The following is a 24304-nucleotide window of genomic DNA, read 5'->3' as shown; positions in this document are numbered from 1 at the left end:
GCACAACAAAGTTTAATTGTAGAGCTTTACAATGAATTTTTCCGTTATGCTTTTCCGCGTACAGTAGAAAAATTAGGAATTGTTTATACGCCCATTGAGGTTGTTGATTTTATCATTCATTCTGTTGATGATGTTTTACGCAATGAATTTGGAAAAAGTCTAGGATCACGAGGAGTCTCCATTCTCGACCCTTTCACTGGAACAGGAATCTTTATTACGCGGCTGTTACAATCAAAACTCATCAAACCAGAGGATATGGAATATAAATACCGTTATGATATCCATGCCAATGAGATTGTTCTCTTAGCCTATTACATAGCAGCCATTAACATTGAAGCAACCTATCATGGTCTTATGAAAGGAAATTATATCCCTTTCAAGCATATTGGTTTGGCTGATACGTTTCAAATTCTTGAAAAGAAAGACTTGTTGCAAAAATTATTTAAAGAGAACAGTGAATATTTAGAGCACCAGAAAAAACTGGATATCAAAGTTATCTTTGGTAACCCTCCTTATTCAATAGGACAAAAAAATGAAAATGATAATGCAAAAAACACACCCTATCCGATTTTAGATAAACGTATTAGTGAAACTTATGCTGCTCATTCAAAAGCAACCAATATGCAAGCAATTTATGATAGCTATATTCGTGCTATTCGCTGGGCAAGTGACCGTATTGATAATGCTGGGATAATCGGATTTGTCACAAATGCCGGTTTTATTAATGGAAGTTCTACGGACAGTCTACGAAAGTGCCTCGTTGAGGAATTTAGCAGCCTTTATATTTTCCATTTACGGGGTAACCAACGAACTTCTGGAGAACTTTCTCGAAAAGAAGGTGGTAAAATTTTTGGTTCTGGATCTCGAGCCCCTATAGCGATTTCCGTTCTCGTAAAAAATCCAAATGCACAACAGCGTGGTAAGATATATTTCCATGCTATTGGAGATTACTTCACGAGAGAAAAGAAGCTTAAGACAATTAAGAATTTTGGAAGCATTGATGGTATTACACAGAGCAAACAAGGTTGGCAAATAATTACACCAGATAAGCATGGGGATTGGATAAAGCAACGTGATGACAGTTTTGAAACATTCCTAGCCTTTGGTTATAAGAAAAGTCATGATAAAAAACTCTTTGAAACTTTTTCTCGCGGTATTATGACGAGCCGTGATGCTTGGACAGACAACTCAAGCTGTGAAATTTTGGCAAAGAATATGCGTAATATGATTGCCTTCTATAATAGCGAGGTAAAACGTTTTAATGATGCCTATCCACATACTGATCATAAAATACGTGCAAATGCTGTAAATAGCTTCGTAAATTCTGACACGAAAAAAATCAGTTGGAGCTATAATCTCAAAAAAGACTTGGTAAAAGGAAAGTCTTTCAATTTTAAGGAAAATTACCTTATCAAAAGCTTGTATCGTCCTTTTACACAACAATGGCTTTATTGTGATTCTGCTCTCAACTGCGACGGTGCTTATCAGACACATATATTCCCGATAGGGCAAGCGGTTGAAAATAAGATGATACTGCTTACAGGTATAGGAGCAAAGAAAAACTTTTCTGTACTTATGATTAAGACCGTATCTGATCTTCAGGTGATAGAAAATGGTCAATGCTTTCCACGCTATATTTACGAAGACACTACGGTTTCAAAAGATAGAAACAAGAAACAAACTCATTTATTTACGAATTCTATAGAAAAAAGCATCAATGCTGATTTACAAAAGCGTGATGCCATTACTTATGAAGGATTAGCACATTTTAAAGCTGCTTATCCGAATGAAATAATCACTAAAGATGATTTGTTCTATTACGTTTATGGTCTTTTGCATTCGGAAGATTACCGTGCTCGTTATGCTGATAATCTCTCTAAGGAATTGCCTCGTATCCCTTGTGTAAAAACTGCTGAAGATTTTTGGATGTTTGTGACAGCAGGGCGTGAATTGGGTCATTTGCACGTAAACTATGAAAGCGTAGAGCCTTATCCTGTGACCTTTAAAAAGGGTAATCCAAAATTAACTGACATCTCTAATCCCGAAAAATTCTATTATGTGACTGAAATGAAGTTCGCAAAAATTAAGAATAGTAAGGAAAAGGATAAATCAACTGTTATTTATAACAGCAATATCACAATGACAGATATCCCTCTTGACGCTTATGAGTATATCGTTAATGGTAAACCCGCTCTTGAATGGGTTATGGGGCGTCAATGTGTTAAGACTGATAAAAAGAGTGGCATTGTTAATGATGCCAATCGTTATGCTGTTGAAACCATTGGCAACCCTGCCTACCCTCTAGAGTTATTTCAAAGGGTTATTACCGTAAGTTTAGAGACAATGAAAATCGTAAAAAACTACCAAAATTGGAAATTAGAGAAACTGAATAACTTATAAAGCATGCTCACATAATGGGTATGATAAACGCATAAGGGGTATAGGGTCTTATAACCATAATCTATACCTCTCTTATTAAATTGATTAGATACAATCCTAATATGCGTTATTCTAAAAAGAAATCCCATCTTAAAGTGAATAGGCTTCTTTTGAATTGCCTTTAAAAGATTATATCGTAATCTAAAATGAGTGCTTTATGCTTTTCAAAAGCTTTGTTTAAAGAGAGTTATGTATATTCATTTTCTTATATTACTTATAGGTTTTGAAGGTGTAAAAACCGTCAAAACCCCCTCAAAACGTATATTATTAGTTGAATTTATAGGTTGTATTATCAATATAGATTGTTTTTTTAAGATCTGTAAAATCTTAACCTATTGAAATATATTTATTTTAATTTTCTCTCATTAAAAAAATAATATAGGCTCTAAAAAGAACTGACAACACTGACACGGTCTATTAAAAGGGATTTTGCTAATCTTTATAATGATCAATCTCTTTTTAGATGTTTTCATAACAAGCAATAAATCGCAATTATTCTATTTATCAACTAGTTGTATAACATCATCTAAGGTATAAGTTTTCATGAATCTTCCCCTGCATACTCTTTAATTCTTTTGCAGAGAAATTCATAAAAATTACTTGCGTAATATTCGGAATCTTCAGATGTATACTTGAGATAGAGAGGGCATTCACCATCCCTAAACTGCGTATAATCAAAATAAAAGGTTTCACCAAAATCAGTTGTGCAGATAACAAGTTGTTTGGGGTCCGTAAAGCCATCTCTTCTATCGAGCAAATTTCGGTAAACAATATCACCAGCAGGAATACCTGCGCAGATTTCATAAATACTGAATATTTCTTCACCTCCAATTTCTCCTCCTCCATAATTTTTTAAAAAATTCTTATAGGAAGAGGTAAATTGTAAACCAAGAGTGTTCTCAGCTGTTTTAATCCGTACATCATCAGGGGCATTATCTTGAGTACCAAAATTAATAACATGACTATGCATATCAACATATTGTGCAACATCTGATAAAGTATAACTTTTCATAAATTTTTCTCCATAAGTCACAGCGTGTTTTTACTCATAATGAGTGTTCCTAATGATCAATCTTTTTCTACTATAGCCAATGGAATTGAGATGAGATTGATAAAATCATAAGAGATATGTTCTTGAAGGAGCTCTTTTCTCATCTGTCTCTGTACAATCATCTCGCATTTACAATATATGATGGAATAAAGGAGGTGATCATTAAAGTTTAGAGAGCGCCTTTTAGGGACATTACTCCAATATTTGCAATAATTACTTTTTCTTTTTTTCCTACTTAGGAATTTTTTTTTGAAATCCAACAAATAACTTTTCTGATAAAATTTGTCTTTGGATTCATAGGAGCAAGCAAACTCCTGCCTTGATAAAATGAGTAGAGAACCTCAACGAGAGGACTATCTTGTTGTTGTGTCATAGGATGTAACATAATAGGTCTAAAATCGACTCCAATAGGAGCTCTTCCTGATGCCATTCTTTCCAGATTTGTACCTGTTACTATCTGTCCTTTTTCTTTCCAAGAAGAAACTGTTTCAGGCTCAAACAGTTCATCTTCCTGATAAACTTTTTGACCTTTAAATTCCACAGGCTCAGCTGCCCCCATACTTTTTTTCTTTATCCATTTCATGATTCATAATCCCCTCGATTTTTTCAAAATAATCAATGTATTCTGTGTTCTAAATAGACTTAAATAAACTCTCCTTCCAAGAGCGAGGTTATTCCTCGCTAGAAAGCTCTGAGTGATCATCAAGCTTTTCTGCCACCTGTTTAATCAAAGCGTAACTCACTTGCTTCACCTTTGCTACTTCTTTGGCTAAAGCTAATGCACGTTCAAGGTGGGTTTTGTTGATGCTTTCGTCAAAGCCTAGGTGATCACCTGCTGTAAAACTTTTCTGATAAGATTGTAAGATCTCAATATCACCCAATAAAGCAAGAGCGCCAAGATGAAGTAAAGCATAATGTGCATCGTTTTCTTTAGACGTAGTGCTTTTTTTCCAAGGAGCAGTGCCATAATCAGAGCGAAGTCTTTTAGAAAGGTCAATGTCTTTGACTGACCATTCTAGTGCATCATCAAGTGCTTTCTTTAAGCGATCCGCAGTGACTTCTGGTTCAAAGATTTCTAACCCCTTTGCTTCAAAATTAAGCTGTATATCTGGAATATCTTCCGTGTGGGTAGGATCAATGAATTTACAAGCGGTGGAAAGAATGCCCGTGCTAATCAAAAAGGCGCTATCAAATTGCGGGTAATCTTTGGCAATTTCGTCGTTATAAAGAATATCTACTTCACGATCAGCCAATTGATAGCTTGCCATATGGTCATTCTCATTGATTTTCTCAGTTGACCAGCCTAAGCTTTTCAAAAGTGCATGAGCACTTTCCATGGTGAGACGATCATCAGTGTCATCTGCTTCATCCACTTCCTCTGCCACTTCAATAGAAGTTCTTTTAGAAGCAACAGATGCTGTTTGCGGATCCAAGCTTAAAATCGGAGCGTTTTTTGGAAAACCAGTCCGATAATGCCGTGCAAGAGTAAGAGAGTTGTCGATTGTATATTTCGTGATACCTTTCACAAAACCTAAAGAATTTCCCTTTCTAAAATTCTCCTTATAAGATTTGAGCTTTTCAACATCCCCAATCAAAACAAGCGCAATAAGGTGACGCGCTACAAGATCAAGTTCACTGTTTGTTGGCAAAGCCGCATAATCATAAATGATTTGATTAATATTTTGCCGATCAGCCCATTCAAGAACATCCGCACTGATCTGTTTTAGCTTGCCTTCAGCCAATTCAGTACTAGAAACTGTATAAAATTCTTCTGCTTCTTTGAGGGCTATATATTGAGGCATATTATAGAAAATCTCTCTATGAGCCGTAGAAAAACTAAGTGTTGAAAGGGAAGCCTTAAATGCAACAATCGGCTCTTCTTCATCACTTTGAAGGTTATACATTATATTGATGATACGGTCTTTACTTACAAAATAAGCATTGCGATTGTAGTTTTTATCACGATAAACTGTCCAACCCATTTCTTTTAATTGCTCTGTAACTTTATTGAAAGTAATCAAAACTTGTGGACTGAGATGTGCTTCTGCTGACTCTCGCTCATTAAGGATTTTCAGATGTTTTTCAGAAAATTTAACGGCATGGTTAACATACCCCTCCAGTTCTTTATCAAGATTTTGCAAATGGTCAGGTAGCTTACCCTCTGCGATAGAATCTTGATAGGATTTTAGGACATCAATTTGACCTGTCAATGCTAAACAAGCCAAATGCCAAATCACAGCTGGATAATAGCTATACTTTTGAACACGTGTTTTGCTTTCTATTGATGCTTGTAAATCTTGGGCACGTGCCCACTGTATCACCCGCTCAGAGACTTTGATAAGCTCTTGCTCATTCAATGTCTCTACACAAATATCAATTCCTTTATCAAAACCACTAAAAATCCCTCCTCCTATCGTGTTAAAAGACTTATAAATATCCGTAGGTCGTATCCAATTATATTCTCTCCTATAGTGAATATATTCGCAAGCTACAGAAATCTCTTCATTAGATATTTCAGCTTCGAGATGAACATTATACTGATCATAGAGATGTACAAAGCCAAAATCTAACTTAATAAAACGATCCGGCAAAACCAACCACATTTTCCCAAGCTCTGTGGAAAACCACCCTTGAATTTTAAAAATGCGAGTTGCTGCTGTAAGACTCATCGACCTCTGTTTAGGTTTTTTACGCGCTAAAGTGTCATCTAACTCCCCGTTTTTATAAGCTTGCACAAAAAGAATGAGGCGCTCAATCCACCCTATTGTTTTGTAATCTGAAAATTCTGGTACATGTAATTGGGGTGTAAACTTAGAACTTTTTAAAGCCTCAATATCACCAAGTAATGCTTCTGCAACAGCAGAATGATTGGCTGCTTTTTCACGTAATTTTTGTTCAATATCTTGTGCTTTCGCCCAAGCGATAACCCTATTTAAAGATTCCTTAACATGGCTTTCTGAGAGATCTGAAGCTGTAACATCGAAATCCTCTTTCGCAGAAAACAGCGTATCTTCATACTTATCCTGTGATACTTCACCACTAGCATATTCCCAAGCAAGGCAATAAGCAGCAGTGGTAAGATTAGCCGATAGCCGAAACTTTCCCCCATCCTCTCCATAATCTACAACATCATAACTAATGCCTACAATGCGATCGGGAAGATGATAATGCGCAAACATACTACCATCTTCAGCACGATAAGGTTCCCAGCCAAGCGTTTTTAAAATCTCTGTCACGTCTTTAGTTCGCATCGCTATTCACTTTCATTCAAAAAGTCCTAGATAATGAAAAACGTTAATGTCTGTTTTGTCTAACTTATTACTCAATTGTTCTTTAACCCATTTTTTACTAGCTTGGTTTAATTCTTTGCCACTTCCTTTAAAATCTTTGAAAGATTCTTGATATGCCTCTAAGAACTCTTTGTTCTCTTTAAAAAATTTTATAAATTTTCCTTTTGTGGACTCAGCATTTCCTTCTTTATATGCCTCTTTCAAAATCTTTTGTTGTTCACTTAATTTAGCATTCTTCCCCGTTTTTACCTCGCCAATTTTTATTTTACTATTCTCTATATAAACGATATCCGCACGAGATCTTACTACCCCCTTATCCGTCTTAGTTTTGAATACTATTTCTGTTTTGCATGTTCTACATCCTTCATCATTTAATTCTTGTTTTTTCTCATCGCGTTTTTTTTCATGATGCTTCCTGACTTGTCCAAGCCTTTTACCCTTTCCATCATTATCATCATTATTGTTTTGTGGATTTTCATTGCCCGTTTGAGAATTTTTATTTTTTTCTTCTTTTGAGTTTTGGTTTGTTTTTTCGCTGTCTTCTTCTGCATTTTTCAATGCAAACAAATAGCCAAAGAAATCCGTTATAGCCGTCTTATTGCTAGAGGATCCAACAACAGTTGCTCCGCCAGCCATAAAAAGAGACAGAGCTGCCAACTCTTCTGGTGTAAGCGACACAATGAATGCTGCTAATGCTGCTACCGCAGGAAGAAAATTATTCTCCGCAGCATTTCCAGCGGCATCCGCGCCAGTATTTATTGACATCACCACCAGCAAGGGCAGCAGCAAAGCCCCCACAGCCCGTGCGACATCAATGGCATGATCGCTAAAGTCAGCAAACTGTGCTTCAATCTTTGCATTTATACGCGCTTGTTCTTCTGCCGTTGGAATACGACCATCCAATGCTGCTATTTCTTTTTGTATAAAATTGGGGGACCACAGTTTAAACTGGAGCATAGCAGTGGCTTCGCCCACAGGCCCCGCCGATAGCACCGGCAGAGCAAGCGCCACTCGCAACCGCGCCTTTTAAACAGCCAAGACCAGCGTGGGCAACGATCTGTGTGACCGTGTCTATTTTGCCTTCTGCCTTGGCGGTACCAATTTCTTCTGCCAACGATTTGCCAACCGTATCAGACAGGGCGATGCGCAGATTGTTAAAAAAGTTCTTGTCAAGAGAACCACCCTCAAGAGCCATTTGAACGCCTGTGCCAATGGCGGCTTTGATCAGGTTCTTTTCCGCTTCACGGGCGATACGATCGACAAAAGGAGCGGTTTTTGGCAAAGATTGTCCAACACCTGCCATTTCCGTTATTTGACTGGTTAAGCCCGCCATTAACATCGATGAGACAATGCTGGGAACATTCTTTGAAGAGCCAAGCTCATGCAAGGCGCCGGCAATATTGCCGCGATTATTGACAAAAGCCACAGCGCTTTTGTCAATCAATGCTTGGACACCTGCCTGTATCACCGCATTCATGGCGGTGCTCGAGCCAAGCCCCAATGCACCGGTAATGGCACTGGCAGCACCCAAGGCTGCTCCGCCCGTAACCGCGCCCCCGTGACAGCCAATGCCACGATAGCCGCACCGGCTTCTTTCAGCCCTTGGGCTTTATAATCCCAGTCTTTAAACTCAGCCTTAACTGCTAGCCAATCAACTTTCCTTACAAATCTTAATCAACCCAAAGTAATAGCCTGAAATAGCCGTGTGTCGTATGGAAAATTAAAAACAAAAACCGAATGAAGAAAATGCACTTGAGACTTGCATATGGCTTCACAGGTTTATTGCTGTAAAAGCTTCAAATGATGATATCTCTAATACTTTTCGCTTGTTCTCTTGTGGTAGCTTCCACATGCGAAAATATATGGACTATAATACCTCTTCTCAAGCTTATCAAACTGAACTCAAAGATATTTCCTTATTGATTTTGAAAGAGTCCTTAAAACGCATTTTGCAGAGCAACGTAGAAAGCATGTCTAAAAAAATCATTCCAAGAGCAACAGATTTTTCTAAGTATTGTGAAGAGATTGAAAAAGACCTTCTTTCACGCACCAAAACTCTTCATGAACTAATGATAGGAGAGTTTAAAATAGATTTCTAAAAAGTAGCAAAATAGTGAAAAGTGCTGATCATTTTTGGATTGGATATGCATTTAAAGAGTGATTAAAAAGTTTTTTTAATGTACAATATATTTCTAGAAGCTAAAATAGCTCTATAGTATCAAATTTATAAAGTAAATAAATCCATTAATACAAATTAAGGATTTTAGGATACGCGAATTTCAAAATATTTGTTTTTTAAAACATGAGTAGCCAGCATCAGCGCAAAAAATGTTGCGGCAATTATGATTCCCTTTCGTGTACTTTTGAAATAACAGAGCTTTTCTTTAATCTGTATGAAAGGGTTGCCAGTGCGATGGGCTTTGTTGAAAGGTGGATTTGGGTATCAAAATGCAAGCAAGAGTTTGGGATTATGGAGCTCTGTGTTTAAAGCTATCATCAACTATAGATAAATCATAGACGAGGTTAACTAAAATATTAAAAGCAACTGGATGCAATAGAAGACATTGCTATTAAAAGAAAAGCAAATGCTAAAAAGACTAAAAGGTAGTTTGTGTTTTTATATCAGAAAATAATTTAAGAAATTGAGATCATAATTTTTTCACAGGAAATAAATATGTTTACAGATAAGAAGAGAAAAGCCTTGTTTGGCGTTATAATGTTTATATTTGTATGTTTTTTAGGAATAAGAAAAAATCTTGACTTTATTCAGGGTATTTTGACATTCGCGTCTATTTCTTTGGTGATCGTAACAACTGTTTTTGCAATTTTATGCAATTCTAATATCCCTTCTGAGTTGCAAAACAACCCACAATATAAATGCGGCAATACAACAGGTTGGAAGACATTAACATGTGAGTTACATCAGTATATGCACAGTCTCCTAAAGTTAATAATTTTAGCGCTTGTCGTTTTAATTTTCCCAAGTAGTTATAAAGAAACTGTTTCTTTGCCTGTCATTTCTAAGTACGTGGAGCACAAGTTTTCTTTTTCATTGGATACCGTACTTTGGTACTTAGATATTGCTCTTGGATATTCAAATATTATAATTTGGTACTTTTTTTTAGTCTGTGTATTCTTCCTTATGTTGCGTACACGCAGTTTAATAAATATATCTATTTACACGCTACAGTGCTCTATTAAAGAGATACCGTAAAACTTACGATTTCATGCTTTAATTTTTCTTTTATATGACCTTCATTATACATACCATTATCATTTTTACTTGTTTTAATAGCAAATTTATGTTGAAAAGTTTCAGTATTAAAGATTATATCAAAATTATTATGTGTCTTTCCAACAAAACTTATGTTTTTAAATGCTGGATTTAATTTATATTTTTTAAAAAGATTCAAAAAATAATTCTTTAAATTATTTTTTTCTTTAAATTTGATACCCAAGTCAAGTTCCATTTCAGAATAATCATCCGTGGGAAATTCACCCAACAAAAGTTTAGCCATCTTTAGCAAGTTGTCTTCTGATTGCATTGCAAAAAAATCTAATTGTTTTGGTTGTGTATATTTCAGTTTTATTTCTTTAATTAAAAGCAATTTTTTTCGAACTCTTCCTTACCAACAATATCAGGTGAGATATCAATCGTTTTCGGGGGAAAAGATTTTTTGTAGTGTAGCTGCAAGAATTTGTTTAACTCTTTATTTGAAGAAAAAAGAGTAAACTCTATAGGAATCAAAATTCCAAAATATTGCTTATTCTGTTCAATCTGATTTTTAGAACGTGGGTTAGGAATATTCTGAAAATCGTTTTCAGAATCAATAACTTCAGGATTATAAGGACTATTTTCTCCCGTTAAAACATAAATCCAATAGCAGATCTTCGAGTTCACAGAAAAATTTTCGATTATTAAAGTAGCACATTGATTATCACAGTTAAAATCGTATCTTCTTTCCTATAAAAATTTATCAGCATCATTGATATTAACTAATTCTGAGGCTGGATCTATTTTATATTTATAAGAAAGAAAGTTAATGGTATTCATAAAGTTAACATAATTACAATGTCTATAGTCTTATCAGATGGCAGGTGCTTCCCAAGTTATCTTAGTGATTATGGGAAGATAGTGTATCCAAAATATATTGTATTGTTTAGAATCAGTTAGTTAAAGATCGAAGCTATACAATTTTAATTGCAAAGCAATACGAATTTTAGAGAACTCTGCAGTGAAAGCTGCTTAGATTTTTAGAATATGGGCCCCCCTTTCCGGCTTTTAAGTGGAGGAGAAATCAGTGCATTGAACGAAGCATAGTATCACGTAAAATGGCGTTAATACGCATTTGATATCCTTTCCCTTGACTTTTAAAGTCACGCTAGAACGTCTGAATCCACACGCACTGTTGTAACAGTTTTGGGTAGTTTATAGAATGGATTGCGAACGGCATTTTTCCAGAACGCATCATTGAGTGACGGAATATCTCTATAATCAATTGCATTGTCCGGCATTACAGCCAGTTTATCAACTTCAACTCTCTGTTCATCTGTCAAAGGTGATAAGTTACCTACCTCAATTTTATAACGAACTTTCTTCTTTATAAAGTTTACTCTCTTTCAAATTGGCTCGCCGTGCTGAAATAATACGGATTACCTCTATGCCATTTTTATCGTCATGGACAATATGCGCTACGAATAGTAATAAAAAAACATCCATGAGCCATAAAGCTTGCTAACCATACTCTCCATTTTCAATACGGTCTTGTTTAGCCATGGAGAATGGATCAGAAAAAACATATGCAGCTATTTCAAAACTTTACACGGTGCTTTCTAAGATTACTTTTTGTTTTAGCTTCATTCCATTCAAATCTCATTTTTATACCTTATATTAATACATTTATAAGGGCACTATATACATCAAGAGTTTTTAGATGAACACTAAATTATCCATGTTTTTATACAATTAATATAATTTAACACTTTTAAAATTAGTGATTAATTAACTAAAAATATTAAAAAAATAATAAATTATTCTAAGGCTTTATGCATATAGTATGCAAATCGAATAAAACTTACAAGCCTGTTGAATAAAATGATATTAATTGGCTATGTAGGGGCTGCTCCTGAAAGCAAAAAAATGAATTTTGGTGCCGAAATATTCAACTTTCGTATAGCTACCTTTGAGAGCTATACAGATAAAAATACCAATAAAAAGTAGACAAAACAGAATGGTATTCCGTGATGCTTTTTAATCTACATACATTTGGCAAAACTTGTTCTTCAGTACAAAATTGCCCCTTTTTCCGAATGAATGAGAGGAACGGTTTTTTTTATGGTCAACGCTACAAAGGATGCAATCAGCACTTTCAAGAAACCACTAACCAAAAAACCTAATGAACTTATTAAAACTGTCAGCAAAGGAACCTGTGTCATATACGCTACCCATGGTATTCCAAAAGAATAGACTATCCCAATGCCACCCACAGTATTTATCACAAATAATATTATAAAATTTAACCGCTGCCAAAATAATTCTACCATAAAGCCAATAAAAAATGCAGCAAATGGAAAACTAATCAGATAACCACTCGTAACTCCTGAAAAAACACTAATTCCACCACGACCACTAGGCAATAGAGGTAACCCAATCGCAATAAGAACAAGGAAAAGAAGTGATGCTAACGCTCCCCTTTTTGCTCCAAGTATAGAGCCTGCTAACATCGGAGCCATAGACTGAGCTGTAATAGGGACACCCAGCAAAAAAGGAAGATAAAGAGGAGGAAAAAGACTCAAAACAGCGTAAATAGAGGCAAATAAAGCAATATAAACCAAATCCTTTGTATTCACTGAATTATTCCTTCACTAGGGAAAAGCTTTCGTTATTGTTGTACAATTAATAAAAAGTATCAGATTTATAAAAGTACACTTTAAATGCCTTAGATATAGAGAAAAATACTATAATAATTTATTTTAATAATATTACTTATATGAATCATATTAGATTCTACAATGTTTAATTATATCATAAATTACTATAGTTAAATTCAATAATAGTGATATACGAATATTATATAACAACAGCATAACAAAATAATACATTTATTTTAGTTATTATGCTTTGAATGCATGAGAGGAACAGATCTTTTAATCGCGAGTGCAATAAAGGATGCAATCAACGCTTTTAAACAATCGCCTATCAAAAAAACTGATGAAGCCATTAAAACATTCAGTAAAGAAACTTTGGTCATATACGCTGTCCATGGAACCCCAAAAGAATAAACTATCCCAATGCCACCAAAAGTATTTATCATAAATAATGTTATAAAATTTAACCGCTGCCAAAACAACTCTACCATTAAACCAATAAAAAATGCGGCAAATGGAAAACCTATTAAATAACCACTTGCAATCCCTGAAAAGACACTGATTCCACCACGACCACCAGACAACAGAGGTAATCCAATCGCAACAAGAACAAGAAAAAGGAGTGACGCTAAAGCACCCCTTTTTGCCCCAAGTATAGACCCTGCTAGCATCGGTCCCATCGATTGAGCTGTAACAGGTACCCCTAGAAGAAAAGGAAGATAAATAGAAGGGAAAAGGCCCAAAATAGCATAAATAGCGGCAAATAAAGCAATATAAACTAAATCTTTTGTATTCATTTAATTCTTCTTTTACTATAAAAACTCTGATTATTACGAGATGCTGTATCAATAGTATCAGCATCATAAGAACGCGCTTCCAATGCTTCAGACACTTCTGACGCCATTCTTATGGTCCGTATAATTAAAGGTATCGCAAGAGCAACAATGTTAGTATTAAGTCCCCGTGCTTGCTGTGCTTCATGTACCTCATTAAACTTTTCACTCAAAAGAGGAATAAACCTGATCGCCATAGAGATAACCATACTCACTTTTGATGGATTTATACCAAAACAACGAAAGGGCTGGAGGCCTGCTTCAATTGCATCCACCATATCTGACACTTTTGTTGTGAATGAAATAACTGATGATAAAGAAAAGAGGATAACAAGACGTAATATGACCTCAACCCCCGTAAGCCAACCGCTAAAAATAGTTTGAAATACAAATAGAAGAACTAAAAGCAATCCCATCGATTTAAATTGCTTTATCACAGTTTTGAAAGGGATCTTGGCGACTCTATAGAATAAGATGACAAACAACAAAAATAAACCAAGAAGCGCTATGGAAGAAACCATTATTATAAAAGTTCCACACGCCGTAAGAAATAATAACTTAACTCCAGGCCTTAACCTATGAATAAATGTATCCCTCGGAATATATAAACCGATCATGACATTCTTCTTATATACTCCTTTATAGCAACAAAAGGTACATCATCAATTGCTATCTCCCCCTTATCAAAAACCAGCACTCTATCAAACTTTTTCAAAAACTCTAAATCATGCGATACAACTATTGCAGTTTGTGGTAATTCTTCTATCACTTGCGTAACGCGATGCTTATTTCGCAAATCAAGTAATGTCGTCGGCTCATCAAAAATAATATAGTCTGGTTTCATTGCAACTACACCGGAAATAGCAACGAGTTGTTTTTGCCCACCACTTAATAAATGGACAGCGTGATTTCTGAAATCTTGAAGTTCATAGCGCTGTAAAATTTCATCTACACGCTCCTTAATTTCATCTTTATTAAGCTTTAAATTTTTGAGACCAAAGGATAAGTCCTCTTCAACTAATGGTAAAACAATCTGATTATCTGGATTTTGAAAAACAAATCCAACTTTACGCTTTACTGCTTTTGCATCGCGTTTTGTATCAAGCCCATCAACGCTTACAAAACCATGAGATGGTAATTGGAGCCCATTAATAAGACGAACAAATGTACTTTTTCCAGAACCATTCGCACCTATAATAGCAATTCGTCTTTCGGTAAGCTGTACAGTAATATTTCTTAAAACACACAAATCACCAAAAACTTGTGTTACCTCATCAAATTTTATAATCCCCAAAGTTTATTCCAATCAATCCCTTTTATTAGCTCTTCTTTCTCTATCGTTTCAGTTTATAACCTAAAAGTAATAACAAGCACCATAGAGGAATAATAATGACTGCCAAACTCATATCAGGCATCTGTACAGGAATATATGTTTCAAGAAAAGGCACGCTTATTCCTATCATATCAAAAAGTCGAGTCATCAATCCATTTTGCCCAAAACCACTGACAAACATAATGCAAAACAATAAAGCAAGAAAGCTGAGGCAAAGATAGTTAGCGTAAGGATATAAACCAAATGCATAAATAAAATCGCCCTTTCTGTTCTTATATGCATTGCGAAATTTCAAATGAACAATAACAATAATAGCCCAAGTAATCACTGCTGCTGCAGTTGCAAGAGCCATGATCCGCATGAAACTATTATCAGGAACAAGAGCATTAACAACGACAATCAACGCCGTACATAATGATGAAAAAAGGATAGCAATATAAGGAACACGAGCAGCACTCAGTTTACTAAAAATATGTGGTGCATTTTTTTGTACAGCTAAACTATAAAGCATACGGCCATTAGAATAAATGCCACTATTGTAAACAGAAATAGCAGCCATAATCACCACAAAATTCAAAATATGACCAGCAGCAGGAATTCCTATAGTCTCGAAAATTGTGACAAAAGGACTACCATTTTTTCCAATCATATTCCAAGGGCTGATTATCATAATAACGCTGATAGAACCAATATAAAAAATTATAATCCTCCACATAACTTGACGAATAGCCGCTGGAATTGTTTTTTGTGGATTAGATGCTTCTCCAGCAGCAATACCAATAAGCTCCGTTCCTCCAAAAGAAAACATTACTACAGAAGTTGCTAAAACAACCCCTACTGCTCCATAAGGGAAAAAACCGCCATGGTCCCAAAGATAATGAATATTCGCTTGATTTTCCCCTAGTCCAGTGACAATGAGAAAAATTCCCAAAATAATCATACCAATAACAGCAGCCACTTTGATCAAAGCGCAAACAAATTCAAATTCTCCATAAAAACGAACATTAAACAAATTAACAAATGTAACAAATAAAAGAACAATGAAAGATGTCTTCCAATGATCAATCAAAATCCAATGATCAAGGTAAAACCCTATCACTGTAAGTTCAGCCATGCTCACAAGAATATAAAGAAACCAATAATTCCAACCTGTTATGAAACCAGCTAATCTCCCCCAATATTTATAAGCAAAAAAACTAAATGCTCCTGAAGACGGTTCTTCTACTGACATTTCACCAAGCATTCGCATAATGAAATACATAATAAGCCCGCCGACAAGATAAGATAAAATAACTGAGGGACCAGCTAATTGAATTGCCTCGGTTGACCCATAAAAAAGTCCCGTCCCAATAACGCCACCCAAAGCAATCATTTGAACATGGCGATTTTGAAGGCTACGCTTCAATTCCTCGTGCTTTTTTTCAGACATCATGCCTCACTACTTTTGTTGAACTTAACCTCAACTTTTATTGAAAAATTAGGCACCTCTTTCAAAAAACACAAAACAAACGTAAACTTATTTTCTCATCATAATGCAACTCCTCATTTTTTTGTGCATTATACGTATGTCCCGTTGAAGTTTTAAGAAAAAATATGCTCCACCCTTTATTTAAATTAATGTCCTTCATTTTCGTTACACTGACCATTATAGCATTGGTCATTGATAACGCACACTCTGTAATCACATCACATTGGACAACAACCCCCTTTAATAAAATTTTAATAAACCTTCTGCAAACAGATATCTATCACCTTAATCAATCTCTATGCAAGGTAATGCCTGATTTTCTGTCCTCAATTTGCATTACTCTCACTTATTTACCCGCATGGTCTATCTTTGGTGCTTTAGCAATAGTATTTTGTATCTTAAATTACGAAAAACAAAAGCCTTTTCACAAAATATCATATACATATAACGAAGAGTACATTTGATCTTGAAAAAAACTTCTAGAGCTCTCTGTCCTATAACATAATCGATGTCGCTTAAAACCCCTCACTCTATAAAACAACTGAAAATCACTTGATCATCAGAACAAATTAAAACGCTTTATTATAAATATAGACGCTCACTTATGATTTCTATAGATAACGATAACATCACTTCATTTGTATCAATTTAAAAAAATTAGCGAATAAATCTACCTCCCACCTATAAGAAAACTCTGTACAGAAAAAACTTAAAATATTGCAGTTCATATATTTTTCTATGGCTGCTTCTTTATACTCTACAAAAACTTTTCTTAATTTCGTACTAGAAACCCCATGTAAAAAAACGTCTTCTAATATCAGCTCTCCTTATAAGATTAGAACTTATTAGAATTAATGAAGAAGCTTATAAAAATTATTCTACAAGTCTAACAAAATGCGTGAAATAAAAACTCATCTGTAAATAATTGCAATTATGATAAAAAATATTTCGCACCTTCTCCCTATTGAGAAAATGGTAAGATAACAGCTTCAGTAACACTCTGTTCTTTTAAATATGAAAATCGTCTCGCTAAAATATCAACTTTTTAGATATCTCATCCAAACTTTTCCATTGATTAATTACCTCTCGAGAAAGTTCTTCAATGAATTTTTCTTGGTAAGCTAGCTTCATTTCTAGTTCTATCAGCCGATCTTCATCCGACATGATTTTTACTCCCTCTTAAATAAAAAAACGTGATTAATTTTATTAATCCTCCTCCCTTTTTCTTCCCATAAAAATGAGAAGTAACTTTTAAACTAATTCTACTCATCTTATTTGCACATTATAAAGGGTTTATGATGATCTTTATTTTCCCAATCACTTATGCAACAAATTTCTTTCTCAAGAACCAGAAAATGTTTTTATCTTTACTAAGATATCGTGACACCATTTTTCATCCTAAAGATCTACATTCCCAGCTTCTTAATTTAAGTGTTATCTAAATTGGAAAGCATTTTATAGCATTAAGGTCAAAGAATACTTTCCTCTGACTTTTACATACTTCTCCTTCAAATTATTATCATATTTATAAATTATTGAAAAAATGCATTCTTGCTTTTATACGTACTTTTAGCTATTACCCTCAAATTAGTTTTGTTTCATTGACTTACAAACCTATGCCGCATTAGCTCAGTTGGTAGAGCACATCATTCGTAATGATGGGGTCGCTGGTTCGAATCCGGCATGCGGCACCATTTTATTTCTTAAACATATTGAAATATATAGATTTTTTCTTTAAATAGCCATTTTCAGACCACCTTCTACAGTTTATATAATTTTACCTAATTTGTTCTTATTTTCTCCTTATTTTTCGTTGAAGTGAATGCTAAAATCTCTTTTTTCCTTCACCTTACTGCTCTCCCTAGCTTGCATGGCTTTGGAAATACACCTGAGGCATCTAATGGCGAATCGTTGTTGTGGATACACTAAAAAGCTGTGCACATTCACGGATTGTTACATATCTATCGCCATCATCAAATATCATTTCATTGCCTTTCTCTTTTTTATGTTATGTAAATGGGCTGGGGGGCTAGGAGGAGAGAACTTCCTATATCTTTAAGCGGCTTTTTGTCAAAATCTTTTTTGTCTCTTGTGCTATTGCCTCTAAAAAGATTTCAATAGCTTGATTGATTTGCTTAAGACGCTGCTGGAAACGTAGCCAATACAACACCAGACAAAGGTGATACCATTGGACCCGAACACCCCACAAAATACTTCATATGAAAAAGACAAAAGCGTTATTCATATGGAAAAAAATATCTGACGGTGAGGTCAGCGATCATAGCAGCTTTTCTTATAGCTTTAGTCAAAGCCTTTTTTCTTGGGAAAAAAGTTGAGAAGCAAAAGCAAACAAAGGAAGCTTTCAAGATAGCGACAACACGGCTTGAGATAGAAAATGAAATTAATAGAAAAGTGATGCTGATGTGCGCACTAAGCTTTCTAGCTAGTTGCGCGACGAATGAATGAACTTCTTGTATTGGATGGCTGCCAATTTATTTGAATCGACAAGATATCAATGTCATTAGTCCAAATTTGGCGAGAGATATTTTAAAACATAATGAACAAGGTGAACGTTTATGTGGTTGGAGACATAAACGGAAAATAAAGTGATAAAATATAATTCCTCTGAAACATCTATCAATGAAAAGATTTAAAAGAGGTGGATACATTCAGATTAGAAAGTAAAAGCACTTAAAGGATTAAAACACTCTGGTGGTCGATTGGGTTTAATTAGAGTGACTAAGGGACGTTTAAGTTGAAACTAAAGGATTCAACAGGTTATATTTGTGTAAAATGATTAAGTCTATTGATGTATTCTAAGGGCATCTTTGTTATCTTATCAAAAGAAGATGAGAAAAGATTTTATGGATAGCACTACTATCGTCGTTCAAAGAACTGATCATACTCAAAGGTTCTGTTTTCAACAAAAATAATATCTAGGAGCCGGCATGCTTGAAGAAAAGCAATCTACGGAACTATATAATGAATAATGGTATAGGCTTTATGTGATTTGTAAATGACGTTGCTTCAGCTTCCTAATTATAATAATGATGTTGACGATAAGGCAAATACTTTCGCACTATATCTGCTTTTTCATGCTAAAGTGGCGGGAACACATTGTGAATGATCTTGGCTGTTAATTTTTCTATAGGTAAATTTCCTATGTGGGAAATAACATGCAACTCCAGTAGAGAAAACCAACAACCATTTTTTCTTTTATTTTTTAACTTAGCTTTTTTACTTTCAAAATTGGCCTGGCAATTTCTTGGAAAATATTGCTTTGCTATTTTAAGACAATTTCTTCCTGAAATAAAATCCTTCTTTTAAAATATCACTGTAATATCTTGCAAACTCATGTACTGCTCTTAGAGAAAGTTTGTAATAGGACCGTGCCTTTCATGGTGTTTATTGTGATGTGTATAACGGAAAAATTAAGAGCGCGTATTATCTTTTCGACACTCAACCACAATCTTACTTTATCACAATATTTATCTTGAGAAGGTACTTTTACAAAGATACTGATAATCTATAAATCGCCCTCACCTAATTCACCTTCTCGCTCATCCTTCCATGCATTGCCCGTCCACCTTTTAAACTACCTTCAATTTTTGATATAGAATTTTTTCTTTAATTTTTTTATTGAATCATAAAAATGATATGTCTCAATCTCACCTCTATGCATCTTTATACGCTTTGATTCTTATTTCTAAAGCCCAGACAGCCCGCATATCGCACTGTTTTTTATATTTAATATATATTTTTAGATTTATTCGTAACTTGTTAGAAAAGTTGCTATATTTTGATAGAAAATCTTCTATCAATTCACTTTTTTTAAAAGGTTCTGAAAGGATTCTTAAAAAGTCTGTAAAGTTAAAGACTATTTAATACGTATTGTTTCTTTTTTAGAAATCAAAATTGGTGATGCCCCATTCCTCACCAGCAATTGTGTTATTTGCAGAGCAATCTGTATAAGATGGTGTAATCTCTTTTATGAAGTTAACTAAAGTTTTTTGAATTTCTAGCATATTGCTTAAAGACAAAAAACTCCCCTTTATTTATGCAAACAGCTTAGACATCGGCTGATAATCCTCTCGCTTATAAAAATCCTTTCTTTATAACCTTCAGAACCACAATTAAAGTGGTAAAAGATAGAACAAGATTTTTAGACGATCATAACGCACAATAAAAATAGACCAGTTTAAATGTTCAATGCTAACACCTGCTAAACAGAGGAAAATAAGTTTTAGCACGCCTTCAAATTGTAAGGGCTTAAGCCCCCGCGCGCTACGATGGGTTTCACCTCTCATCGTACGATTTACTTTCTCTCAAAAATTTAATCGCTGTAAATATAAAAATCTTGAAGCCCGTCTAAATCCGTGAGAGTTTCTGGAGCTTGCTGTATTAAACGTTGAAACTCCTCACAGCTGCTTATCTGAAGTGCTAACATTTTTCATAAAAGGACGATAGTGGTGTTGAAACATCCCCAAAAAGTTTACGCCATAACCTGAGAGATTATTGCTGATTTCAGGGGATAGAATCAATTTCAGCTCAAAGAAAATCCCACCCATACCAACAAAAAGGTTTAGTCTACATGCCATGAGGAATGTCCTCAATAATTTTGATAATTTTTTGGTAAAATTTCTTTTGCCACCAATATCAGCTGCAACAGGTGTGGAATTAACAGGATTATAATTTTTTATCCTAAAATGTATCCATCATTTTTTACATTCTTTCATCTATCTTAGCCTTCTTTTCACAGCTTCAAGTGATAAAAAGTAACTGCAATTTAAATTATCTTGCATCGAACAAATTGCTCGCAAACTATCCCTATTGGCTAGATGACAACCCATCATCTATTTAAAGAGAGAAAAACTTTTCTTTTTTATTCAGCGATAAAGTAAATACTATTCAATTACTTATGAGTAGTAATTAGATCAAATGGAAACTGCTAATCTGAGTAATCTTGTACCCGTTTATATAGGTTTAGGAAAGCGTGCTGTTATGAATATTCATAAAAATGCTTTAAAAATTGATATCAGCAAAACTTCTGTTAAAAAAAGGAAAAGATGTTCTCTTACTTGCTACTGAAAAAACTGTTCAGATTTGTCTTTATATTACTGAAGAGCTTCAAAAAACATGAAGTTATCCCAATAATTACAAGTGTGCCAACAATTCAACTTTGAGATAATATATCTGTGCTAGAGTTATGCCAATCTCACCAATCTGTTGTTGTCTGTGAAGAGCATAGTATCCATGGAGAAGCTTGGAGATGTAATTGTTAAATCGATTATGGAACAAAACATTCTATGCCAATTTGTATCATTATGAATACACAACGACCCCATCTGTAATAAAAATAAACTGGATATTTTTAACAAATTATGAAATAAATCTAGAATACATAAATAGTGTTAGAAATGACATACTATACAAAAAAATATTCAACTGCTTCCTAATATGTTCGCCAGTTCAAAAACATCATAAATCATTGAGTATGCAAGAAAAGCACATTAATTCACGCAGTCTTGCTCTCAGTAAACCAGCTTTTTTTAAAGATAGTACAGGTATTTTTTTCATTGCTTAAAAACGTACTCCATAAAAACAATATCATATCCTTATAATATCTTATTCAATAAAATTAATATAAATAATATATAGATTATAGAAACATTATTTATATTGATAAAATTTTATTATAATTAAATATTACAATAAATACATATTGACATTTTTAATAATTTTATTTATATAACATAATTAATATTATTCTATATTAAAATAAAACTAAATGAGGTTTATATTTTATGCTAATGTGGAAAAGAGTGATTAATATATTATATTTTTATACATAGGAGGGAAAAATGCTCACAGCATTATTTATATCTATTTTTTCTATATCAACAGTTGTTTTGCCTTTAATATCAGCGCTTGTTCCTTTTTATCCATAGAATGAGCTGTTAATAACGTAAATAAAAGATGTATGCAATGTTATTAGTATTTTTTTTGTGTTTATTATTATTAAGATTTTTGCGTTAATATTATTGTAGTTACTTAGTATTATTGTAGTTACTTAGTATTTTCTGTGATTTTATAGAGGAGCTTCTTGATCTTTTCTATTTAAATTTAACTATCAACATATTTGTAAAGTATATAATTATGCTCCTCTATAAAAAGACTTTCTTTTTCTAAAATAAGTATAACATATTGATTTCGTTACTTAAAAACATCTATATTTACTAAACTCTTGCGTGTAATATCTTTGATTGTCTGAGTACCGGTCAGTGTCATAGCTACCCGCATTTCATTAGCAAAAAGATCAAGGAGATGCATAACACCTTTCTTACCTGCTGCTGCAAGCGCATAAACAAAAGCACGACCAATCATAACAGCATCCGCACCTTGTGCTATCATGCGTACAACATCAAGACCAGAACGAACACCTGAGTCCACTAAAATAGTCAAATGATCCTTTACAGCATCCGCAATTGCAGGCAACGCTCGTGTTGTTGATAATACACCATCAAGCTGACGTCCGCCGTGATTAGAAACAACAATACCATCCGCACCAAATTTTACTGCTTCTCGCGCATCTTCTGGATCAAGAATACCTTTCAAAATCATTTTTCCTTTCCAAAAATCGCGAATCCATTGTAGATCATGCCAACCAATTGATGGATCAAAATTTGCACCAAGCCAACCAACGTAATCATCCAATGCAATTTTCTTTTTGAGATAAGTGGAGACATTTCCAAGATCATGAGGGCGCCCCATAACACCAACGTTCCAAGCCCAATATGGATGAGTCAAAGCTTGTAAAAAACGACGTAAACCAGCATAAGGACCAGACATTCCCGAATGCGCATCACGATAACGTGCACCAGGAATTGGCATATCAACTGTAAAAACCAACGTGCGTACACCAGCCAACCAAGCCCGTTCTAGTGCATCACGCATGAAACCGCGATCTTTGAGAACATAAAGTTGAAACCAAAATGCATCTCCAACCGCCTCTTGTACTTCCGCAATGGGACAAACTGAAACAGAGGATAGAGTAAAAGGAATCCCTTTTGCCGCTGCGGCACGCGCTGCTTTTACTTCTCCACGACGTGCATACATGCCCGTTAGCCCAACAGGTGCAAGTACAATCGGTAAATCAAGTGTCTGATCAAAAAGCTTGATTGAAAGATCAACTTCACCAACTTGCCTTAGAATCCTTTGACGCAATGCAAGTGCTTGAAGTTCTGTACAATTACGTCGCATCGTTTCTTCAGCATAAGCCCCACCATCAATATAGTGAAAAAGAAAGGGAGGAAGACGACGCTTTGCTGCTTTACGATAATCAAGTGTTGAAGAAATAATCATTGATGGCACCATTGTTCCTAAATAAAAAAAGAAGACATCCTAAAACGCATAAAAGCGAATCCGTATACCTACCTATTCGACATCCTCCCAAAACGCTCTATTGAATAGATAGAAGTAACAGAGATTGCAACTTTCTAAAAAAACTAATTGATAAAAACAACGTCTTTATTTCTCTTATCCAAATTTAAAATCTCACAGTATGTAGTATCATTAATAACGTATCTACTCATATATCGTTCATGTGCAATTGAAATGTTATACTCTCGTTAAACCAATACCTCTTCGAAAGCGATTGCTCCGTAGCTTAATTAGTTATAATTTAAAGTCGTTTCTCCCTCCAAAGGTCCTTACATTATCAGTTATTAAGAATATAGAGTGTCATTAAGTATAAACCATAACCTCCTCCAAAAGATGAAAAAATCCTTTATTAATACTGTAAATAAAGCTGTCGCATACATCCATAAATCTTCTTATATCAATATTCAAAACTGAGACCTGTTACTTGTTCATGAAAGTTTATAAAAATATACAGTGTCTAATTCACATAAAGCATAAAAAAACTTTTAATGTTCATACTAATAGAAGCTCTTCATATTTAATTGAATAATTTTCTAGCAATATTATATCTTGAGGCTATAAATGAGTTACTAAAATTAAAAC

At 34.4% G+C, this 24304-nt stretch carries 19 protein-coding genes, 1 tRNA gene and 5 pseudogenes; 6 read left to right on the top strand and 19 right to left on the bottom strand.

The window, feature by feature from the left end:
• Positions 1-2393, top strand: a pseudogene (locus tag ACFIJZ_RS03405) (type ISP restriction/modification enzyme); the annotation flags it as partial.
• Positions 2394-2980: 587 nt separating this feature from the next.
• Here ACFIJZ_RS03405 and ACFIJZ_RS03400 read toward each other — a convergent pair.
• From ACFIJZ_RS03400 to ACFIJZ_RS03385, 4 genes and pseudogenes are all read right to left on the bottom strand, one after another.
• Positions 2981-3451, bottom strand: coding sequence for an SMI1/KNR4 family protein (locus ACFIJZ_RS03400; RefSeq protein WP_375621053.1), 471 nt, complete (start codon positions 3449-3451; stop codon positions 2981-2983).
• A 274-nt stretch (positions 3452-3725) separates the two neighbouring features.
• A complete protein-coding gene (locus tag ACFIJZ_RS03395; protein WP_375631046.1) occupies positions 3726-4073 on the bottom strand; it encodes an HNH/ENDO VII family nuclease in 348 nt (115 codons plus the stop codon).
• An 88-nt stretch (positions 4074-4161) separates the two neighbouring features.
• Positions 4162-6741: a DUF6990 domain-containing protein gene (locus tag ACFIJZ_RS03390; protein ID WP_375631045.1), complete on the bottom strand. Its 2580-nt coding sequence runs from the start codon at positions 6739-6741 to the stop codon at positions 4162-4164.
• A gap of 12 nt (positions 6742-6753) precedes the next feature.
• Positions 6754-8442, bottom strand: a pseudogene (locus tag ACFIJZ_RS03385) (DUF637 domain-containing protein); the annotation flags it as partial.
• A 188-nt stretch (positions 8443-8630) separates the two neighbouring features.
• Between ACFIJZ_RS03385 and ACFIJZ_RS03380 the strand changes: the two are divergent.
• Positions 8631-8879 (top strand): hypothetical protein, encoded by a 249-nt coding sequence (locus ACFIJZ_RS03380; RefSeq protein WP_375631044.1) that lies wholly within the window; start codon positions 8631-8633, stop codon positions 8877-8879.
• Between the two features lie 575 nt (positions 8880-9454).
• Entirely contained in the window at positions 9455-9994 is a 540-nt protein-coding gene (locus ACFIJZ_RS03375) for a hypothetical protein (RefSeq protein WP_375631043.1), read from the top strand.
• Here ACFIJZ_RS03375 and ACFIJZ_RS03370 read toward each other — a convergent pair.
• The 5 genes from ACFIJZ_RS03370 to ACFIJZ_RS03350 all read right to left on the bottom strand — a co-directional run bounded on the left by ACFIJZ_RS03370 (position 9978) and on the right by ACFIJZ_RS03350 (position 11500).
• Positions 9978-10388: a hypothetical protein gene (locus tag ACFIJZ_RS03370; RefSeq protein WP_375631042.1), complete on the bottom strand. Its 411-nt coding sequence runs from the start codon at positions 10386-10388 to the stop codon at positions 9978-9980. The genes ACFIJZ_RS03375 and ACFIJZ_RS03370 overlap by 17 nt on opposite strands.
• On the bottom strand, positions 10379-10681 hold the full coding sequence (locus ACFIJZ_RS03365; RefSeq protein ID WP_273790437.1) for a hypothetical protein: 303 nt from the start codon (positions 10679-10681) through the stop codon (positions 10379-10381). Before ACFIJZ_RS03365 ends, ACFIJZ_RS03370 begins: the two co-directional genes overlap by 10 nt.
• Positions 10682-11078: 397 nt before the next feature.
• Positions 11079-11129 (bottom strand): hypothetical protein, encoded by a 51-nt coding sequence (locus tag ACFIJZ_RS03360; protein WP_375631050.1) that lies wholly within the window; start codon positions 11127-11129, stop codon positions 11079-11081.
• Positions 11130-11157: 28 nt separating this feature from the next.
• Positions 11158-11295 (bottom strand): hypothetical protein, encoded by a 138-nt coding sequence (locus tag ACFIJZ_RS03355; protein ID WP_375631041.1) that lies wholly within the window; start codon positions 11293-11295, stop codon positions 11158-11160.
• A 67-nt stretch (positions 11296-11362) separates the two neighbouring features.
• On the bottom strand, positions 11363-11500 hold the full coding sequence (locus ACFIJZ_RS03350; RefSeq protein WP_375631040.1) for a hypothetical protein: 138 nt from the start codon (positions 11498-11500) through the stop codon (positions 11363-11365).
• Positions 11501-11875: 375 nt separating this feature from the next.
• Here ACFIJZ_RS03350 and ACFIJZ_RS03345 point away from each other — a divergent pair, with 375 nt between their 5' ends.
• Positions 11876-12001, top strand: coding sequence for a single-stranded DNA-binding protein (locus ACFIJZ_RS03345; RefSeq protein ID WP_375631039.1), 126 nt, complete (start codon positions 11876-11878; stop codon positions 11999-12001).
• 62 nt (positions 12002-12063) lie between these two features.
• Here ACFIJZ_RS03345 and ACFIJZ_RS03340 read toward each other — a convergent pair whose 3' ends face one another.
• The 6 genes from ACFIJZ_RS03340 to ACFIJZ_RS03315 all read right to left on the bottom strand — a co-directional run bounded on the left by ACFIJZ_RS03340 (position 12064) and on the right by ACFIJZ_RS03315 (position 17446).
• Complete coding sequence (locus tag ACFIJZ_RS03340; RefSeq protein ID WP_375613807.1) at positions 12064-12630, bottom strand: biotin transporter BioY; 567 nt, start codon at positions 12628-12630, stop codon at positions 12064-12066.
• A 257-nt stretch (positions 12631-12887) separates the two neighbouring features.
• Entirely contained in the window at positions 12888-13445 is a 558-nt protein-coding gene (locus ACFIJZ_RS03335; protein WP_273790434.1) for a biotin transporter BioY, read from the bottom strand.
• Positions 13442-14098 (bottom strand): energy-coupling factor transporter transmembrane component T family protein, encoded by a 657-nt coding sequence (locus ACFIJZ_RS03330; RefSeq protein ID WP_375631038.1) that lies wholly within the window; start codon positions 14096-14098, stop codon positions 13442-13444. The genes ACFIJZ_RS03335 and ACFIJZ_RS03330 overlap by 4 nt, the downstream gene beginning before the upstream one ends.
• Positions 14095-14775 carry an energy-coupling factor ABC transporter ATP-binding protein gene (locus ACFIJZ_RS03325; RefSeq protein ID WP_273790432.1) on the bottom strand — a complete coding sequence of 227 codons (681 nt, stop codon included), beginning with the start codon at positions 14773-14775 and terminating at the stop codon, positions 14095-14097. Before ACFIJZ_RS03325 ends, ACFIJZ_RS03330 begins: the two co-directional genes overlap by 4 nt.
• 40 nt (positions 14776-14815) lie before the next feature.
• A complete protein-coding gene (locus ACFIJZ_RS03320; protein WP_375631049.1) occupies positions 14816-16243 on the bottom strand; it encodes an amino acid permease in 1428 nt (475 codons plus the stop codon).
• A 1068-nt stretch (positions 16244-17311) separates the two neighbouring features.
• On the bottom strand, positions 17312-17446 hold the full coding sequence (locus tag ACFIJZ_RS03315) for a SlyX family protein (protein ID WP_273790429.1): 135 nt from the start codon (positions 17444-17446) through the stop codon (positions 17312-17314).
• 454 nt (positions 17447-17900) lie between these two features.
• Here ACFIJZ_RS03315 and ACFIJZ_RS03310 point away from each other — a divergent pair.
• Positions 17901-17976, top strand: a tRNA-Thr gene (locus ACFIJZ_RS03310).
• An 87-nt stretch (positions 17977-18063) separates the two neighbouring features.
• On the opposite strand, the pseudogene ACFIJZ_RS03305 reads toward ACFIJZ_RS03310, so the two are convergent.
• Positions 18064-18266 (bottom strand): annotated as a pseudogene (locus ACFIJZ_RS03305) (helix-turn-helix transcriptional regulator).
• 275 nt (positions 18267-18541) lie between these two features.
• On the opposite strand from ACFIJZ_RS03305, the pseudogene ACFIJZ_RS03300 reads away from it, so the two are divergent.
• Positions 18542-18729, top strand: a pseudogene (locus ACFIJZ_RS03300) (hypothetical protein).
• Positions 18730-19383: 654 nt separating this feature from the next.
• Here the strand turns inward: ACFIJZ_RS03300 and ACFIJZ_RS03295 are convergent.
• The 3 genes and pseudogenes from ACFIJZ_RS03295 to lldD all read right to left on the bottom strand — a co-directional run.
• Positions 19384-19825, bottom strand: a pseudogene (locus tag ACFIJZ_RS03295) (integrase); the annotation flags it as partial.
• A gap of 590 nt (positions 19826-20415) precedes the next feature.
• Positions 20416-20589, bottom strand: coding sequence for a hypothetical protein (locus tag ACFIJZ_RS03290; protein WP_375631037.1), 174 nt, complete (start codon positions 20587-20589; stop codon positions 20416-20418).
• Between the two features lie 1906 nt (positions 20590-22495).
• Positions 22496-23644: an FMN-dependent L-lactate dehydrogenase LldD gene (gene lldD / locus ACFIJZ_RS03285; RefSeq protein ID WP_273790428.1), complete on the bottom strand. Its 1149-nt coding sequence runs from the start codon at positions 23642-23644 to the stop codon at positions 22496-22498.
• Positions 23645-24304: the final 660 nt, after the last annotated feature.

Source organism: Bartonella sp. CL70QHWL (assembly GCF_042194855.1).
In the GTDB taxonomy this organism is placed as follows: Bacteria; Pseudomonadota; Alphaproteobacteria; order Rhizobiales; family Rhizobiaceae; genus Bartonella.
Note: the sequence above shows the minus strand (reverse complement) of the source record. Positions and strands in the feature narration are given on the sequence as shown.

Excerpts from the sequence above, each read along its gene's own strand:
- ACFIJZ_RS03400 (WP_375621053.1), bottom strand. The coding sequence starts at position 3,451 with ATGAAAAGTTATACTTTATCAGATGTTGCACAATATGTTGATATGCAT.
- ACFIJZ_RS03395 (WP_375631046.1), bottom strand. The coding sequence starts at position 4,073 with ATGAAATGGATAAAGAAAAAAAGTATGGGGGCAGCTGAGCCTGTGGAA.
- ACFIJZ_RS03390 (WP_375631045.1), bottom strand. The coding sequence starts at position 6,741 with ATGCGAACTAAAGACGTGACAGAGATTTTAAAAACGCTTGGCTGGGAA.
- ACFIJZ_RS03380 (WP_375631044.1), top strand. The coding sequence starts at position 8,631 with ATGCGAAAATATATGGACTATAATACCTCTTCTCAAGCTTATCAAACT.
- ACFIJZ_RS03375 (WP_375631043.1), top strand. The coding sequence starts at position 9,455 with ATGTTTACAGATAAGAAGAGAAAAGCCTTGTTTGGCGTTATAATGTTT.
- ACFIJZ_RS03355 (WP_375631041.1), bottom strand. The coding sequence starts at position 11,295 with ATGCCGGACAATGCAATTGATTATAGAGATATTCCGTCACTCAATGAT.
- ACFIJZ_RS03350 (WP_375631040.1), bottom strand. The coding sequence starts at position 11,500 with ATGGATGTTTTTTTATTACTATTCGTAGCGCATATTGTCCATGACGAT.
- ACFIJZ_RS03345 (WP_375631039.1), top strand. The coding sequence starts at position 11,876 with ATGATATTAATTGGCTATGTAGGGGCTGCTCCTGAAAGCAAAAAAATG.
- ACFIJZ_RS03335 (WP_273790434.1), bottom strand. The coding sequence starts at position 13,445 with ATGAATACAAAAGATTTAGTTTATATTGCTTTATTTGCCGCTATTTAT.
- ACFIJZ_RS03330 (WP_375631038.1), bottom strand. The coding sequence starts at position 14,098 with ATGATCGGTTTATATATTCCGAGGGATACATTTATTCATAGGTTAAGG.
- ACFIJZ_RS03320 (WP_375631049.1), bottom strand. The coding sequence starts at position 16,243 with ATGTCTGAAAAAAAGCACGAGGAATTGAAGCGTAGCCTTCAAAATCGC.
- ACFIJZ_RS03315 (WP_273790429.1), bottom strand. The coding sequence starts at position 17,446 with ATGTCGGATGAAGATCGGCTGATAGAACTAGAAATGAAGCTAGCTTAC.
- ACFIJZ_RS03290 (WP_375631037.1), bottom strand. The coding sequence starts at position 20,589 with ATGAGAGGTGAAACCCATCGTAGCGCGCGGGGGCTTAAGCCCTTACAA.
- lldD (WP_273790428.1), bottom strand. The coding sequence starts at position 23,644 with ATGATTATTTCTTCAACACTTGATTATCGTAAAGCAGCAAAGCGTCGT.